The 15327-nt window shown below is 69.3% G+C and carries 12 protein-coding genes and 1 tRNA gene; 7 read left to right on the top strand and 6 right to left on the bottom strand.

Annotated elements, in window-relative coordinates; translation table 11 throughout:
• Positions 1–65: 65 nt before the first annotated feature.
• On the bottom strand, positions 66–2042 hold the full coding sequence (thrS, locus tag B4V04_RS03080; protein ID WP_498229069.1) for a threonine--tRNA ligase: 1977 nt from the start codon (positions 2040–2042) through the stop codon (positions 66–68).
• A 202-nt stretch (positions 2043–2244) separates the two neighbouring features.
• Here thrS and B4V04_RS03085 point away from each other — a divergent pair, with 202 nt between their 5' ends.
• On the top strand, positions 2245–3225 hold the full coding sequence (locus B4V04_RS03085; protein ID WP_498229071.1) for a PLP-dependent cysteine synthase family protein: 981 nt from the start codon (positions 2245–2247) through the stop codon (positions 3223–3225).
• 26 nt (positions 3226–3251) lie between these two features.
• On the opposite strand, the gene B4V04_RS03090 is transcribed toward B4V04_RS03085, so the two are convergent.
• Entirely contained in the window at positions 3252–3674 is a 423-nt protein-coding gene (locus B4V04_RS03090) for a CoA-binding protein (RefSeq protein WP_498229073.1), read from the bottom strand.
• Between the two features lie 83 nt (positions 3675–3757).
• Positions 3758–4360 carry an RAD55 family ATPase gene (locus tag B4V04_RS03095; protein WP_498229075.1) on the bottom strand — a complete coding sequence of 201 codons (603 nt, stop codon included), beginning with the start codon at positions 4358–4360 and terminating at the stop codon, positions 3758–3760.
• Positions 4361–4569: 209 nt separating this feature from the next.
• Here B4V04_RS03095 and B4V04_RS03100 point away from each other — a divergent pair.
• From B4V04_RS03100 to B4V04_RS03125, 6 genes are all read left to right on the top strand, one after another.
• Positions 4570–4644 (top strand) — tRNA-Arg (locus B4V04_RS03100).
• 228 nt (positions 4645–4872) lie between these two features.
• A complete protein-coding gene (locus B4V04_RS03105; RefSeq protein ID WP_498229076.1) occupies positions 4873–4998 on the top strand; it encodes a hypothetical protein in 126 nt (41 codons plus the stop codon).
• 1687 nt (positions 4999–6685) lie between these two features.
• Entirely contained in the window at positions 6686–7867 is a 1182-nt protein-coding gene (locus B4V04_RS03110) for a sodium:calcium antiporter (protein WP_498229077.1), read from the top strand.
• 98 nt (positions 7868–7965) lie between these two features.
• Complete coding sequence (locus B4V04_RS03115; protein WP_498229078.1) at positions 7966–9273, top strand: ABC transporter substrate-binding protein; 1308 nt, start codon at positions 7966–7968, stop codon at positions 9271–9273.
• Positions 9270–10049, top strand: coding sequence for an ABC transporter ATP-binding protein (locus B4V04_RS03120; RefSeq protein WP_498229080.1), 780 nt, complete (start codon positions 9270–9272; stop codon positions 10047–10049). Before B4V04_RS03115 ends, B4V04_RS03120 begins: the two co-directional genes overlap by 4 nt.
• A complete protein-coding gene (locus B4V04_RS03125; RefSeq protein ID WP_498229082.1) occupies positions 10046–10828 on the top strand; it encodes an ABC transporter permease in 783 nt (260 codons plus the stop codon). The genes B4V04_RS03120 and B4V04_RS03125 overlap by 4 nt, the downstream gene beginning before the upstream one ends.
• A gap of 40 nt (positions 10829–10868) precedes the next feature.
• Here the strand turns inward: B4V04_RS03125 and B4V04_RS03130 are convergent, their stop codons facing one another.
• From B4V04_RS03130 to B4V04_RS03140, 3 genes are all read right to left on the bottom strand, one after another.
• A complete protein-coding gene (locus tag B4V04_RS03130; protein WP_498229084.1) occupies positions 10869–11699 on the bottom strand; it encodes an ABC transporter permease in 831 nt (276 codons plus the stop codon).
• 41 nt (positions 11700–11740) lie between these two features.
• Complete coding sequence (locus B4V04_RS03135; protein ID WP_498229086.1) at positions 11741–12892, bottom strand: ABC transporter substrate-binding protein; 1152 nt, start codon at positions 12890–12892, stop codon at positions 11741–11743.
• Between the two features lie 132 nt (positions 12893–13024).
• Positions 13025–15316 carry an AAA family ATPase gene (locus B4V04_RS03140; protein ID WP_498229087.1) on the bottom strand — a complete coding sequence of 764 codons (2292 nt, stop codon included), beginning with the start codon at positions 15314–15316 and terminating at the stop codon, positions 13025–13027.
• Positions 15317–15327: the final 11 nt, after the last annotated feature.

The following is a 15327-nucleotide window of genomic DNA, read 5'->3' on the forward strand; positions in this document are numbered from 1 at the left end:
GTCCGAGCGTTGCGGCGGCGACGGGCGGTCGCCTTCGTGCCGCCTGCCCGCCGCCTACGCGCCCCCTATGCCGCGTCGACGAAGTCCGGCTCCGTCCGCTTCTCGTCCCGCTCCTCGACGAGGTGGTCGACGAAGGCGTCGAGTTCGACGTCGCCGCGCTGGTTCTCGAAGCGGTCGCGCACCGAGACGGTGCCGGCCTCCTGCTCGTCGTCGCCGACGATGACCATGTACGGGAGCCGGTCGTCGTGCCCGGCGCGGATCTTGCGGCCGACCGTCCAGTCGCGGTCCTCGACCTCGACGCGGAAGCCGGCGTCCTCGAGATCGTTTTTGACGCGGTGCGCGTAGCCGAGCGTCCCGTCGGAGACGGGGAGGATGCGGACCTGTTCGGGGGCGAGCCACAGCGGGAAGTCGCCGTCGAAGTGCTCGATGAGCACCATGAAGAAGCGCTCGTAGCTCCCGTACAGCGCGCGGTGGATCATCACCGGCTGGTGGTCCTCGTTGTCCTCGCCCGTGTAGGTGAGGTCGAACCGGTCGGGCATGTTGAAGTCGAGCTGGACGGTGGGGCCGTCCCAGACGCGGCCGAGCGCGTCCTCGAAGCCGAAGTCGATCTTCGGGCCGTAGAAGGCGCCGTCGCCGGGCTCGACGTCGTAGTCGTAGCCGCCGGACTCGAGCACGTCGCGGAGCTGCTCCTCGGCCGACTCCCAGATCTCGTCGCCGCCGACGGACTTCTCCGGGCGGGTCGCCAGCGCGACCTCGACGTCCAGGTCGAGCGTCTCGACGACCTCGAAGATCATCTCGATGACGGACTCGATCTCCTGGCGGATCTGGTCGGGGCGGACGAACAGGTGTCCGTCGTCGATGGTGAACGACCAGACGCGCGAGAGCCCCGAGAGCTCGCCGCGCTGCTCCTTCCGGTACACCTTCCCGTTCTCGAAGTAGCGCTGCGGGAGGTCGCGGTACGACCACGACTGCTGGTCGAAGATGGTCGCGTGGCCCGGGCAGTTCATCGGCTTGAGCCCGTACTCCTCGTCGTTGACGTCGAGGAGGAACATGTCGTCCTTGTAGTTCTCGTAGTGGCCGGACTTCTTCCACAGCTCCGTCCGGAACACGTGCGGCGTCTCGACCTCCTCGTAGCCGTTTTCGCGGTTGAGCTCGTTCGCGAAATTCGAGAGCTCCCGGAGCACGGTCTTGCCCGGCGGGTGGTACAGCGGGAGCCCCGGCCCGGACACCGTCGGGATCGAGAAGAGGTTCATCTCCTGGCCGATCTTCCGGTGATCGCGCTCCAGCGCCTCCTCGCGCAGTTCGAGGTGCTCCTCGAGGTCGGACTCGGAGGCGAAGGCGGTGCCGTAGACGCGCGTGAGCGTGTCGTTCTCCTCGTCGCCGCGCCAGTAGGCGGCGGAGACCTCCAACAGGGCCGCCGCGCCGATCTCGCCCGTCGACTCGACGTGCGGACCCTGACAGAGGTCCCGCCAGTCGTCTTGCGCGTAGAAGGTAACCTCCTCGTCGTCGGCCTCCTCGTCGAGGATCTGGAGCTTGTACTCGTTGTCGGCGTAGATCTCCTTCGCCTCCTCGCGGGACCGGACCTCGCGCTCGATGTCGTAGTCGGCCTCGATGATCGCCTCCATCTCGTCTTCGATGGCGTCGAGGTCGTCCTCGTCGAGGTCGACGTCGGTCACGTCGTAGTAGAACCCGTCGTCGGTCGGGGGACCGATGGTGAGCGTCGCCTCGGGGTGGAGCCGCTGGAGGGCCTGCGCGAAGACGTGGGCGGCGGAGTGGCGCAGCACCGTGAGGTACTCGTCGGACTGGTCGGTGACGATCTCGATCCGCGCGCCGTCGTGGACCTCCGCGTGCTTCTCGACGAGCTCGCCGTCGATCTTCCCCGCGACGGTGTCGCGACCGAGCCCGGGGCCGATCTCGAAGGCGACGTCCTCGACTGTCGCCCCCGCCGGAACGTCCAGCTCTGATCCGTCCGGAAGGACGACCGTCACGTCGGCCTGCGCATCGGTCTCGCTCATACCTCTTCGGAACCGGACGAGGGGCATAAGTTTGTTCGATCCCCGGCACGGGCTCGCGCGCTTCGAGGCGTCGGTCGTTCGCGGTAGCGTTCGCTCCGAGCCCCCGGCAACGCCCGCCGTCGACGCGGTGGGCACCGCGGTCGTCGGCAACGCCCGCCGCCGCCGACGACAGAGGGCGGCCCGTGCGGCCATGGAAACACGCAAAAGGGGCGGCACCGACTGCGGAGACATGACGACCCATCGGGAGCCCCTGTCGTCGGTGCTGGAGACGATCGGGGAGACGCCGCTCGTCCGGGTGCACGACTCGCCGGACGAGGCGCCGGTGTACGCGAAGCTGGAGTCGTTCAACCCCGGCGCGAGCGTCAAAGACCGGATCGGGAAGTACATGCTCGAACGCATGCTGGAGCGCGGCGACGTCGGCGAGGGCGGCACCGTCGTCGAGCCGACCGCAGGCAACACCGGGATCGGGCTGGCGGTCGCGGCGAGACAGCTCGGGCTGAACGCCGTGTTCGTCGTCCCCGAGCGGTTCTCGGTGGAGAAACAGCAGCTCATGCGCGCGCTCGGCGCGGAGGTGGTCAACACCCCGAGCGAGGACGGGATGGGGTTCGCCATCGACCGCGCCCACGAGATCGCCGACGAGCTCGACGACGCCGTCGTCCCGCAGCAGTTCTCGAACCCGCTCAACGCCGAGGCCCACTACGAGACCACCGCCCCCGAGATCGACGAGGCGCTCGAAGGCGAGGTCGGCGCCGTCGTCGTCGGCTGCGGCACGGGCGGGACGCTGATGGGAATGGCCCGCTACTTCCGCGAGCGCGACCCCGACACGCACGTCGTCGCGGTCGAGCCCGCCGGCTCAGCGTACCGCGAGTTCCTCGGCGAGGCGGTCGAGCACGAGGCGTACAAGACGGAGGGGATCGGCACCCACGACATCGAGACCAACGAGCTGTTCGACCCCGCGCTCGTCGACGACATCCGACCGATCCCCGATCGCGAGGTCCACGAGGAGATGGCTCGGCTCGCGAGCGAGGAGGGCCACCTCGTCGCCTCCTCCGCGGCCGCGAACGCGATCGCGGCCAAGCGGGTCGCCCGCGGGATCCGCGACGGCGACGTCGACGCGCCACACGACGCGGTCGTCACCGTGTTCCCCGACTCCTCCGAACGCTACCTCTCGAAGGGCGTGTATCGGTCGTTCGAGGAGTGGGAGGGATAGGGCCCCGATCGGATCCGACCCGCGCCTCACCCGCGGAGGCGGCCGTGTTCGACCTTCATACAGCGGTCCTGTACCACCTCGATCCCGTCGGCCTCCGCGGCGGCGGCCGCCTCGTCGTGGCTGATCCCGAGCTGGAGCCACGCCGCGCCCGCGTCGCCGCGCGCCGCGTGGCGCTCGCGCACCTCCTCGAGGACCGTCGGTATCGCCTCGCTCGGGCGGAACACGTTCACGAGATCGATTTCGGCGTCGACGTCCGCGAGCGCGTCGAAGGCGGGTTCTCCGAGGACCTCGTCGGCGAAGGGGTTCACCGGAACGATCCGATAGCCCTGCCGCTGGAGGTACGCGGGCACGTCGTGGGCCGCCTTTCCGGGGGTTCGCGAGCAGCCGATCACGGCGATCGTGTCGGCGTCGAGCAGCCGGTCGAGTTCCTCGTCGTCGGTGACGGGCATAGCTGAACGTTCGCGGCGGCGGGGATTAAGTCCATCACTCGAACTGGAGGTCCGCCGGACCGGCAGGGGCCGGATCGACCGACTCAGGCCAGCCGGATCTCGGGCTCGCCGTCCTCGGAGAGCGTGACAACGCCGTCGAAGAGCTGTTTGAGGGTGTTCATCGCCTGGTCGTCGTGGGAGGTCGAGTCGATGCTGAACAGTCCCAGCCCGTTCACGCTCTGGATCCGCCCGGTGAACACGTGGAGGAACCGGAACACCGTCTGGAGGTCCGAGTACATCAGCAGCGTCGACAGCGAGTGGACCATCACGCGGTTCTGGTCGATGCCGCGGTCGCCGAACGCCTGCAGGAACTCCGAGAGCTTGATCCCGATGCCGGTCATGTCCACCGGCGAGGAGGCGTACTTGATCCGGGACGATTCGCGGGCGTCGCTGACACCCTGCTGGCGCGTGACGCAGTCGACGACGGCGACCGGCTTCCCCTCGTACGGCGTTCGCTTCTCGTAGTCTTTCAACACGCGGTCGGCGCCGTCCTTCGTGGTGACGACGATCGCGCCGTCGCCGCGCTCGGTGCCGCCGGCCAACACGTCCATCATCATGGACCGCTTGCCGGTCAGCGGAGGTCCGGTAAAGAGGAGGTTCGTTCCGGGGTCGACCGCCTCCTCGAAGTGCGGCCTCAGGTCATACATGGGGGTACCTCGACGACGGGAGCGACCCGGGCCACTCGTTCGGCTGGGAGGCCGTACGACCAAGACACATCTACTAGGGGAAATATACCCAGTCCCGATAATATTCTTTTTGATCGCTCGCGGGAGTGAACTCGACCGCCGTCGGCGACGACTCCCGGACGCTTCCGAACCGCGGGAGTTAAAACGTCTAGCGAGATAGCAAAGGGTACGGGCGCTTAGCTCAGTCTGGATAGAGTGCTTGGCTTCGGACCAAGTTGTCGCGGGTTCAAATCCTGCAGCGCCCATTAATTGCTGGACGGATAATCGTCGGACAGTGCGACGGTTACGGTCAACCGACGGATTTGCCGCTCCGATCGATGCTCGAACGCCAGCTAAGGGAGCGCAGAACAGGCAGTACCGAGTTCGACAGCGAGAATCGTGACGCAATTTTTATAATCTTCTCACAAGTCGTTCGATTCCTCGTCTGGAACTGGCACAATCGTTATCCGTCGAGAAGACGAACCGAATCCCGCATGCGAACCTCGACGATAGTCATCGCAGTGGGCGTGGTCGTGTTCGCTCTCCCGCTTCCGGGGACGTTCATCGTCGGCGGGATCCTCGTGCTCGCGGGAATCGTCGCCCGCCTGCTCGGCGCGTGAGAGCCCGCGAGTGAATCGAATTCCGATCGCTCCGCTCGCTTCCCTTTCCGCGTCGGCTCTCTGCGAGGGGCTGTGACTCTCGGAGTTGCTCGTCGCAGGTGAGTCCGCGTGTCAGTTCACGTTCCGCGAGCGTCGTCTCCGAGTCGCCGGTACCCGTTGGAACCCGAGACGGACACAGTGCGAGGAACCCGTTCTGACGGACGGGTGCGGCTCAGTATCCGCCTCCGTCGTCGAAACACCGGCCGCACTTTGTGACGGTCGTGACGAGATCGCCGGTGGATACCTGACGAAGGTGATCGTCTGCGACGTTGTACGTGACACCACAAGGGGTTTCAATTTTCGACGTGCCGGTCGCCTGTTTGTGCACCGTGTTCGTTACTTCGTTCAGAACACGCACCATGTGATCAACACTCATGCAAAGCCGATAACTTGATGACTTGGTGAATCAGGGCTCATAACGGCATCAGACTGAGTGTGCCGACTCTACGCCCGGCGTTCAGTACGGGCCTGCAGGTCCCGAGACGGTGCGGGCGATCCCGGAATACCCCTCGACGAATCCGATGAAACCGAACCGTACGAGGACCTCGTGAACTCCTGAATCGAGCGCTCAGCGACCTGCGGGCGACCGGCGCCACGAGAGCGTGGTCGGCGCCGACGGGGCACCTCCCGACGAGCGACCCACGCCGACGATCGATCCGCCCCGAGGAACGGGGCGCCTCCGACGTACCGCACCCGTCGTTCGACATCGGTTTTGTGTCTCGGGAGACAGCGCCGTCGCTATCAACGACGGCCGATGTGCGGTGACGGGAGTCAAAACTACCGATTTGACATACTATCTTGATTTATTATAATTCTGGTCCTTTTTGGTTTCAGTCCGCCGTTCACGTCTGGAATCTCGAGACCGCTCCACGGTCGGAAACTGACGGGAAGGTAATCTCGTTGCTGTCGACGAGACCGTGACTCGTCTCGACGAGCGGACGTCTCGGTCCCACGCCGCCGTCGACCCCGAACCGAACGAGCCGCCACACACGGTTTAAATCGGCTGCGAAAAGCAATTTAGCGGTCGGTTATCCCTGACGCTGCGTCACGAACACGACACGCCTGGCGCGACCGTACCCGTCGATAGCGCGATACCGATCGTCGATACCGCGGTGCCACATCAGCGACCCTCTGGAGATCGAGTTATCGGTTTGGCATACGAACGACGCGGAACTCGGCAGGCGACACGACATCTCTTTTCCAATATAATAATAAGAAACTATCAGTTATCAGTAGTTATTGCGTCGCGGAAACAGAAACCGCCGACGAGCGATTCTGGTCGGTCGCTTTCGCATGGGCGGTCCGTCCGAACGGTACCCCGGAACCGGCTCGCGAACCTATCCGGCCGTCTCGCTTCGGTTCGGACGCGTCGTCGATCGGCGATCGCTGACCCGCTGACCGGAGTGCTACGCCCGCTCGACGGTTCGGAACAACCCCGACTTCGGAAGTGTCCGTATTCGTTCGAGCGACTCCCGGAACGGCGGTTTTCCGGGGGTCTCCGCTGGGTATCGTCCTCGAAATTGCGTTCGGATCGGCGGTCGACACCCCCGTCTCCGTGGCCGCCGAACGGAACCGCGTGTACAGCAGTTCAACGGAATTCGATACATGACTCCGTATTTTCATAAGGCATTCCGACGTGTCGGCGTCCATGAACGTGTCTCGGCTGGTCGTCGCGTCGCTCGTCGTCGTGTTGCTCGTGGGTTTCACGGCCGCTCCCGTGGCCGCGCAGGACGGCGGCGAAGAGGCGGAGTCGGGTGAAGGAGGTATCGAGGGACAGATCGAGGGCTTCGTCGAGGACCTCGGACTGGCGGGCGCCGTGGCCGTGCTCGTCGTCGGCGGCGTCGTGTTGACCGTCTGCGTCGAGAAGCTGATAAGCTATCTCACGAGGGCGGCCTTGGGGTTGCGAGTGTCGCTGTTCACCCTCGCGATCGTCTTCACCGGGATCGAGTTCGACGACACGGTCCTCGCGCTCGTGTTGTCCGCGGGCGACCTCGAGGGGGTCGCGCTCGGGACGGCGCTCGGCACGGGGCTGGCGATCCTCGGCTTCACGCTGGCGCTCGCCGCGATCATCAAGCCGTTCCCGGTCGACATCCCGGCCGACTACGTCGTGCTCCTGGCGCTGGGGCCGATACTGCTGGTCCCGTTCGTGTTCGCGGGGACGCTGACGACCGTTCACGGGGTGGTGCTCCTCGGCTTCTTCCTCTTGGCGTTCGGGTACATCATCGCCCGCGAGCACCAGCGCGACACGCCGGTGTTTCGCAACACCGAGCTCGGCGAGTCGCTCCGGGCCGACGGGGGGGTCGCCGCGCCGCGGGCCCTCGCGGAGATCCCGGAGGACCGGCTCGTCGGGGGCCGGTCCGCGTCGGGGTGGCCGTGGATAGCGCTCGCCGTCCTCGCGCTGGCCGGGATCGTGTTCGCGTCGATGCTGCTCGAGGCCGGCTCGGAGGTCGTCGTGGAGGGGTTCGACCTCGAGCAGACCGTCTTCGGCGCCACCGTGCTGACGGCGATTCTGACGTTCGAGGACGTCATGCTCACGATCGAGCCGGTGCGGCGGGGCGTCCCCGAGATCGGCGTGGGGAACGTCATCGGGAGCGTCCTCTTCTCGGTGACCGGCAACGTCGGGGTCATCATGCTGCTCAGCGACCTCGACATCTCCCGGTCGGTGTTGACGTTCCACCTCCCGTCGGTGATCATCGTTACGACGCTGACGGCGTACTTCCTCTACTCCGGGGAGCTCAAGCGCTGGCACGGGTTCCTCCTCGGAGGGCTCTACGCCGTCTACTGGCTGGTCGCGATCCTCGTCTTCGGGGGCGTTCCGATCGGGGGATGACCGGCCGTCGGCGCGTCGGCGAACCGATCGGACCGGTAGGCTCGCACGCCGGTCGCCGAGGCGAGCATTTTTATCTCGGTTCGACGCATACGTGAACGATGGACACGGTCGAACACTGGGTGCTCGACGACGACGACCGCCCGCTCGTCGAGCGGCTCGCGGCGGGGCTCGGCCGCGACGCGGCGAGGGTGCTGGCGTACCTCCTCTTGCGCCGCGACCGCGACGGGATCGAACGGCCCCGAGCGACGTCGATCGAGATCCGCATCGGGACGGGACTGAGCGGGAAGGCCGTCGGCGACGCCGTCTCGAAGCTCGAAGCGCGGGACCTGGTCGAGCGAGCGACCGTCGAGTCGTCCGGCGGCGGGCGACCGCCGAACGCGTGGCGGCCCGTCCGGGGGCGCCGCGAGACCGTCGACCGCGCGTACCGCACTCACTCGACCGCCCTCCTCGAGCGGGCGGCCGCGGTCGCGGACGTCGATCGGGAACCGGGAGGGGGATCGGACTCGCGAGACGGATCGAACGCGGGCTCGGCGCCCGAGCCCGACCGCGCGATCGCCGTCGCGCTCAACTGGCGCCCCAACGCACTCCACCTCCCGTTGTATGCGGCCCTCGACGAGGGGGCGTACGAGCGACGGGGGCTCGACGCGAGCGTCACCACGCACCACGGCTCGCACCGAGCGCTCGAAGCGGTGCTCGACGGCGAGGCGGACGTCGGAGTCGTCGGCGCCGGGTCGGTCGTCCGGGCGCTGGCCGCGGACCGCCCGGTCGTGCCGCTCGCCGTGCTCCACCAGCGGACCGCGACGGTGCTGTACGCGATCCGCGACCGCTTCGGCGATCCGTTCGAGAGCGTGGACCAGCTGCGCGGACGGCGGATCCTCACCACGACGGGTTCCGAGACGTGTCTGCTCGCGAGGCTGTTCCTCTCGCAGGCCGACCTGCTCCGCGACGTCGAACTCGTCGACGCCGACGGCGAGGAGCGCGACGCGCTGCTCGCCGGCGACGCCGACGTGGCGACGGGGTCGTTCGCCGACCCGCTCGAACTGGAGGCGGCCGACCGGACGGTCGACGTCCTCTCGATCGGCGACCACTTCCCGATCTACGGGCTCACGCTCGTCGGCACGGCGACCTCGCTCGATCGAACGGACGACCTCTGGCGGCGGTTCCTCGCGGGAACGGCGGCGGGCTGGGCGACGGCGCGGACCGACCCCGACCCGGCGGCCGCGGCGGTGGCCGCGGAGACGGACGAGCCCGCGAGCGCCGTGAGCGACCGCTTCGCGCGGGCGGTCGAGTCGTTCGGGACGGGCGACGCGGTCCGCGACGAGGGGTGGGGGTGGCACGGGCCGGGGACGTGGAACCGGCTGGAGGCCGCGCTGGAGCAGGGCGATCTGCTCGGTGAGGCCCCGTGATCGAGCTCGACGGCGTGACCGTCGCGTTCGACGACGTCCGGGCGGTCGAGGGCGTCGATCTGACGGTCGAAGAGGGGGAGTTCCTCACGGTGGTCGGCCCCTCCGGCTGCGGGAAGACCACGCTGTTGCGGACCGTCGGGGGGCTTCAGGAGCCGACCGCGGGTCGCGTCCGCGTGAACGGGCGGACGACGGACGCGGCGCGATCGAACGCGGAGCTCGGGTACGTGTTCCAACAGCACACGCTGCTCCCGTGGAAGTCGGCCGTCGACAACGTCGCGTTCCTCCGGGAGATGGCGGGGAAACCGGCAGATAGGGAGGGAGCGAGACGGCTCCTCCGCGAGGTGGGGCTGGAGGGGTTCGAGGACGCTCGCCCGGCGGCGCTCTCGGGGGGGATGAAACAGCGGGTCGCCATCGCGCGGGCGGTCCACCTCGGGGCGAACATCCTGCTCATGGACGAGCCGTTCGGCGAGCTCGACGAGATAACGCGGGAGCGGCTGGGCGTCGAGATCCGCGGGCTCTGGCGGGCCGAGCGGAAGACGGTCGTGTTCGTCACCCACAGCGTCCCGGAGGCCGTCTTCCTGGCCGACCGCTGCGTCGTCATGGAGAGCGACCCCGGCCGGATCGTCGAGACGTTCGACGTCGACCTGCCGCGGCCGCGGACGGACGAGGCGTACAGCAGCGACGCGTTCCAGGAACAGGTCGCGGCGGTCCGCAGCGTGTTACACGAGGGGCGCTCGGCGTCGTCGACGGCCGGGACGACGCTCACGGGGCCATGAACGGCCGCGTCCGCGAGGCCGGGTCGCCGGTGACGGCGGCCGACGTGGCCCTCCCGCTCGGCGGCCTCGCGGCGGCGACCGGCGCGTGGTGGGCCCTCGTCGCCGCGCTGGATATCCCTCCGTACCTCCTCCCTCCCCCGGACGCCGTCGCCGCGGTGATCCTCGGGAACCCGGGGCTGTTCGTCCGGAACGCCGCCGCGACCGCGGAGAAGGTCGCTATCGGCGGTAGCGTCGGGGTCGCGGCCGGGTTCCTCCTCGCGGTGTCGATCTCCCGGCTCCCGTGGCTCCGGCGCGCGGTGTACCCGTACCTGGTCACCGTGCGGGTGCTCCCGAAGATCGCGATCGCGCCGCTGCTGCTGATATACGTCGGCACCGGCACGGCGACCGCGGTCGTCTTCATCGGGCTCATCGCGTTCTTCCCGATGGTGTTGAGCACGGCGGCGGGGTTCGATCGCGTCCCGGCCGAACAGCGGGACCTGCTTCGCTCCGTGGACGCCGACCCGCTGAATGCGTTCCTGCGACTCGAGCTGCCGTACGCCGTTCCGGACCTGTTCGCCGGGCTCAAGCAGTCGGTGACGCTCGCCGTCATCGGGGCCGTCGTCGCCGAGTGGATCGTCGCCGACAGCGGGCTCGGGTTCATCGTCCTCCTCGCCTCGGAGAACGTCCAGGTGGACCTCATGCTCGCCGCCCTCGCGGTGCTCGTCGCGCTCGGGCTCGCGCTGTACGGGCTGATCGTCCTCGCGCAGCGCCGGATCGGGTGGACCTCGGCTGCCGGCTGAGCGGTCGGCGGCCGACTGGACTGAAAAAGGCGACGCGGACTCACTCCGTCCAGACCGCGCGTTCGAGGAGGACGGGGACGAGGTAGAACGCGACGCCGAGCGCCGACAGCGCGACCAGCGCGGCGTACGTCTCCGCGGTCCGGAGGCGCTCCGCGGTCACGAACACGCGGTAGCCGATGCCGGCCCTGAGCGTGACGAACTCGGCGACGACGGCCCCGACGACCGACAGCGTCGCCGCGAGCTTGAGCCCGGCGAACACGCTCGGCGCGGCCGCGGGGACGCGCACCCGGAGGAACACGGACGGCTTCGACGCGTCGACGGACCGCGCGAGCGCGAGGTACCGCTCGGGCGTCGACCGGAGCCCGTCCAGCGTCGCGACGGTCATCGGGAACAGCGCCAGCGTCGCGACCAGCGCCGCGCGGGCGGGGATCCCCCGGCCGAACCAGAGGAAGACGAGCGGAGCGACCGCGATCAGCGGCGCGATACGGAGCGCGACGACGTACGGTAAGGCGATCCGAGCGGCCGTCCGAGAGTTGGTCATCGCGAACGCCAGCGCGGCGCCGACGGCGCAGCCGGCCAGCAGGCCCGTCGCCGCGGTCGCGCCCGTCACGGCGGCGTCGGCGAGCAGCGTCGCGCCGTTGGCGACGAACGCGTCGGCGACCGCGGCGGGCGTCGGCAGGATGATCGCCGGGATCCCGAGCGCGACGACGACGCCGTGCCACGCGAGCACGAGCGCGATGAACAGCAGCACCGGCGGGACGACGCGCTTCGCCGCCGCGAGGAGCCGGGTTCGCACCCGACGCTCTCGACGCTCCCAAGTCGGGAGGACGGAGGGCGTCCGCGACTCGCGTTGGCGCTCGGGTTCGGCCATCGCTCACGGCACCTCCGAGACGGGGGGAGGCGAGACGGGAGTCACTGGTCGACGAGGTCGGCGTAGTTAACGATAGGTTCGGCGTCCGTATCGAGGTGCTCGTTCGTCCAGACCGCCTCGGGATCGACGGACCCCTCGAAGAAGTCCCCGGCGTCCAATGTCTCGTAGGTCCGCTGCCACGGCTCGGGCTGGTTCCACCCCCATCCCTCCTCGCGGACCGCGTCGGAGAGCATGTACTCCGACCGCATCAGGTCCCACTTGTCGCGCTGGCTCTCCCGGACCTCCGCGAGTTCGCCCTGGGCGTCGACGAGCGCGTCGATCGCCCCCTCCGGGTTCCGGTTGGCCCACACCGCCCCGCGAGCGGTCGCGCGGAGGAACGCGGCCACCGTCTCCGGGTTCTCCGCGGCGAACGACTCCCCGACGGAGACCACGTGACCGTACGACGGGACGACGTCGTGGACCGACAGCACGTCGATCTCGGCGCCCTGGTGGCGCGCGTCGACGACGTCGCCGAAGACGCCGCCCGCGGCGTCGATCTCCCCGGTGAGGAGCTGCTGGACCGTGTCGAATCCGGTGTCGACGTACTCCACGTCGGTGACGTCGGTGGCCTCGAAGTAGCCGCGCATCATCTGTCGAACCATTCCGGGACCGCTCCCCACCGTCGCGCCCGACAGCTGCGACGCGTCCGTCAGCTCCTCGCCGAACTGCTCGCGCGACGAGAAGACGACGACGGGGCTCCGCTGCATCACGACTCCCACGGCCAGCGGCGAGAGGTCCCCGTCGTTGACGCCGAGGATCTGGTCGCTGCTGGAGACGCCGAACTCCGTGTTGCCGAGCGCGACCTGCTGCGCGGAGAAGTCGGACCCCTCGCCGCTCTCGATCGTGACCGACTCGAACCCCTCCTCCTCGTAGAACCCCTGCGACTGCGCGGCGAAGTACGGCGCGTGGAGTCCGCTTATCCGCCAGTTGAGCAGCAGCGACGGGTTCTGGACCGCGGGGGCGCTGTCCTCCTCGCCGTCGTCGCCGTCGCCGTCGCTCTCGCCGTCGCTCTCGTTAGCCGTGTCGCCGCCGCCGTCCTCGTTCCCACCGCCGTTCCCTCCGTCGGCGTTGCCGTCACCACCGAAGCGGCCGGTACACCCCGATACCGCGGCAGTTCCGAGCGTAGCGAGAACCGCTCGCCTGTTTCGGATCATCCCGTTGACAGCATGTGATTGAATATATATAATGGTTTTCCGTAAACATTTATAAGTAACCGGGGTCGGCGCTCCCGAGAGCGACGGTTCGCGGCTCGGACGGATCGGTGACCCGATCCCGCGGGGCCGAGATCAGCGTCCCTCGTCGGATCGGTCCGACGCCGACTCATCGGGGCGATCCGTCGCCGTCCGGTCGACCGATCCCGGCTCGCCGTCGGCGGTCACCGCGTCGGCGTCGGTCGCGCTCGCCGCGCCCTCGGGACCGCTCGGGGCGACCGCGTCGAGCGCCCGATCGAAGTGGTCGCCGGTGATCCGGATCCCGTCGGCGTCGCGCCCGTCGCCGCGGACGTACTCCCGGACGGCCGCGGCCGCGGCCTCGCGACAGACCGCCTCGATGTCGGCGCCGACGTAGCCGTCGGTCCGGTCGACGAGGGCGTCGAGGTCGACGTCGGCGGCGAGGGGTCGATCGCGGCAGTGGACCGCGAGGATCTCCCGCCGCGCCGCCGCGTCCGGTCGAGGGACGCGGAGGTGACGCTCGATCCGCCCGGCGCGCAGCAGCGCGTCGTCGATCAGGTCCTTCCGGTTGGTCGTGGCGACGACGACGACGTCCTCCATCTCCTCTAACCCGTCGAGCTCGGTGAGGAGCTGCGAGACGACGCGCTCGCCGACGTTCGCGTCGGTCGAGCCGCCGCGCTCGGCCGCGATCGCGTCGATCTCGTCGAAGAAGACGACCGTCGGCGCGTTCTGTCTCGCCTTCGAGAACACCTCGCGGACGCCCTTCTCGGACTCGCCGACGTACCTGTCCAGCAGCTCGGGCCCCTTCACCGAGACGAAGTTCGACCGGCTCTCGTTGGCGACGGCCTTCGCGAGCAGCGTCTTCCCCGTCCCGGGCGGACCGTACAGGAGGATCCCGCGGTCGGGGTCGAGCGAGACGCGCTCGAACGCCTCGGGGTGTTCGAGCGGCCACTGCACCGTCTCGCGGAGCCGCTCTTTCACCGCCCCGAGCCCGCCGACGTCGTCCCAAGTGACGTCCGGGACCTCGACGCTTATCGCCCGGAGCGCCGACGGCTCGACCTCCCGCAGGGCGGCCTTGAAGTCGTCGTCGGTGACCGCGACCGACGCGGTGGCCTCCGGGGGCGCCGTCTCCGGGTCGTCGGCGAGGTCGGGCCACACGCGGCGGATCGCGTTCATCGAGGCCTCCGTCACCAGACGCTCCAAGTCCGCCCCGACGAACCCGTGGGTGTTCTCCGCGTAGGCGGCGAGGTCGACCCCGTCGCCCACGCGGAGGTCCCGCGCGTGGACGTCGAGGATCTCCTCGCGGCCGTCGCGGTCGGGAACGCCGATCCCGATCTCCCGATCGAACCGGCCCGGCCGCCTGAGCGCCGGGTCGATCGCGTCGACCCGGTTCGTCGTGCCGATCGCCATCACGGGGTCGCCCTCGCCCAGGTCGTCGAGCAGCGAGAGCAGCTGGCCGACGAGCCGCCCGTCCGCCTCGCCGCCGCGACTCCGGTCGCCGGCGACGGCGTCGAGCTCGTCGAGGATCAGGAGCGACGGGGCCTCCGCCGTCGCCTCCTCGAAGGCCTCGCGGAGGCGCTCCTCGCTTTCCCCCCGGTACTTCGATGTCACCTCGGGGGCGCGGACCCGCACGACGTGGGCGTCGAGCTCGTTCGCCACGGCGTTCGAGAGGAGCGTCTTCCCCGCGCCGGACGGGCCGTGTAACAGCACGCCGGTCGGCGGGTTCGCGCCGAGCTCCCGGAACAGCGACGGGTTCCGCATGGGGAGCTCGACCGTCTCCCGCAGCCGTCGCACGGCCGCGTCGAGGCCGCCGACGTCGTCGTACGTAGCGCGTCCCTCCGGCCCCGGCGCCGGGAGCTCGACGTCCGTCGCGGGCTCCTCGGACACCGCCAGTCGCGTCCCCTCTCGCACGACGACCGGTCCGGACGGGCTCGTCTCCGCGACCTTCACGGGCACCGTTCGCTCCGGCGCGCCGGGGACGGAGTCGAGGCCGAGCGCGACCGGGACGACCTGTCCGGCCGTCAGGACCCGGTCGACGAGCGCGTCGCGGAAGGAGAGGCCGAGCGCGTCGTCGACGTCGACCGCGTCCGGCAGCGCGACGACCGCCTCGTCCGCGTCGCGCGCGACGGCGGGGCGGACCGCGACGGTGTCGTCGACGCCGGCGCCGAGGGACTGCCGCATCCAGTGGGACGCCCGCACGGTGCCGTCGTCGTCGGGGTCGGCGGGCCAGGCCCGCGCGGCGACCGACCCCCGCGGCCCCTCGAGGACGACGGTGTCCCCCCGGCTCGCCCCGAGCGATTCCATCGCGTCCGGCCCGATCCGCACCACGCCGTCGTCGTCGTTCGCGTCGCCCCGCACCGACGCGACGCGGAGGGTCGCTTCGGGCCGTCGATCGCGGTCCGTTGACATGGTGGCTCTCG

It is taken from the genome of Halorubrum sp. B52, assembly GCF_059752555.1.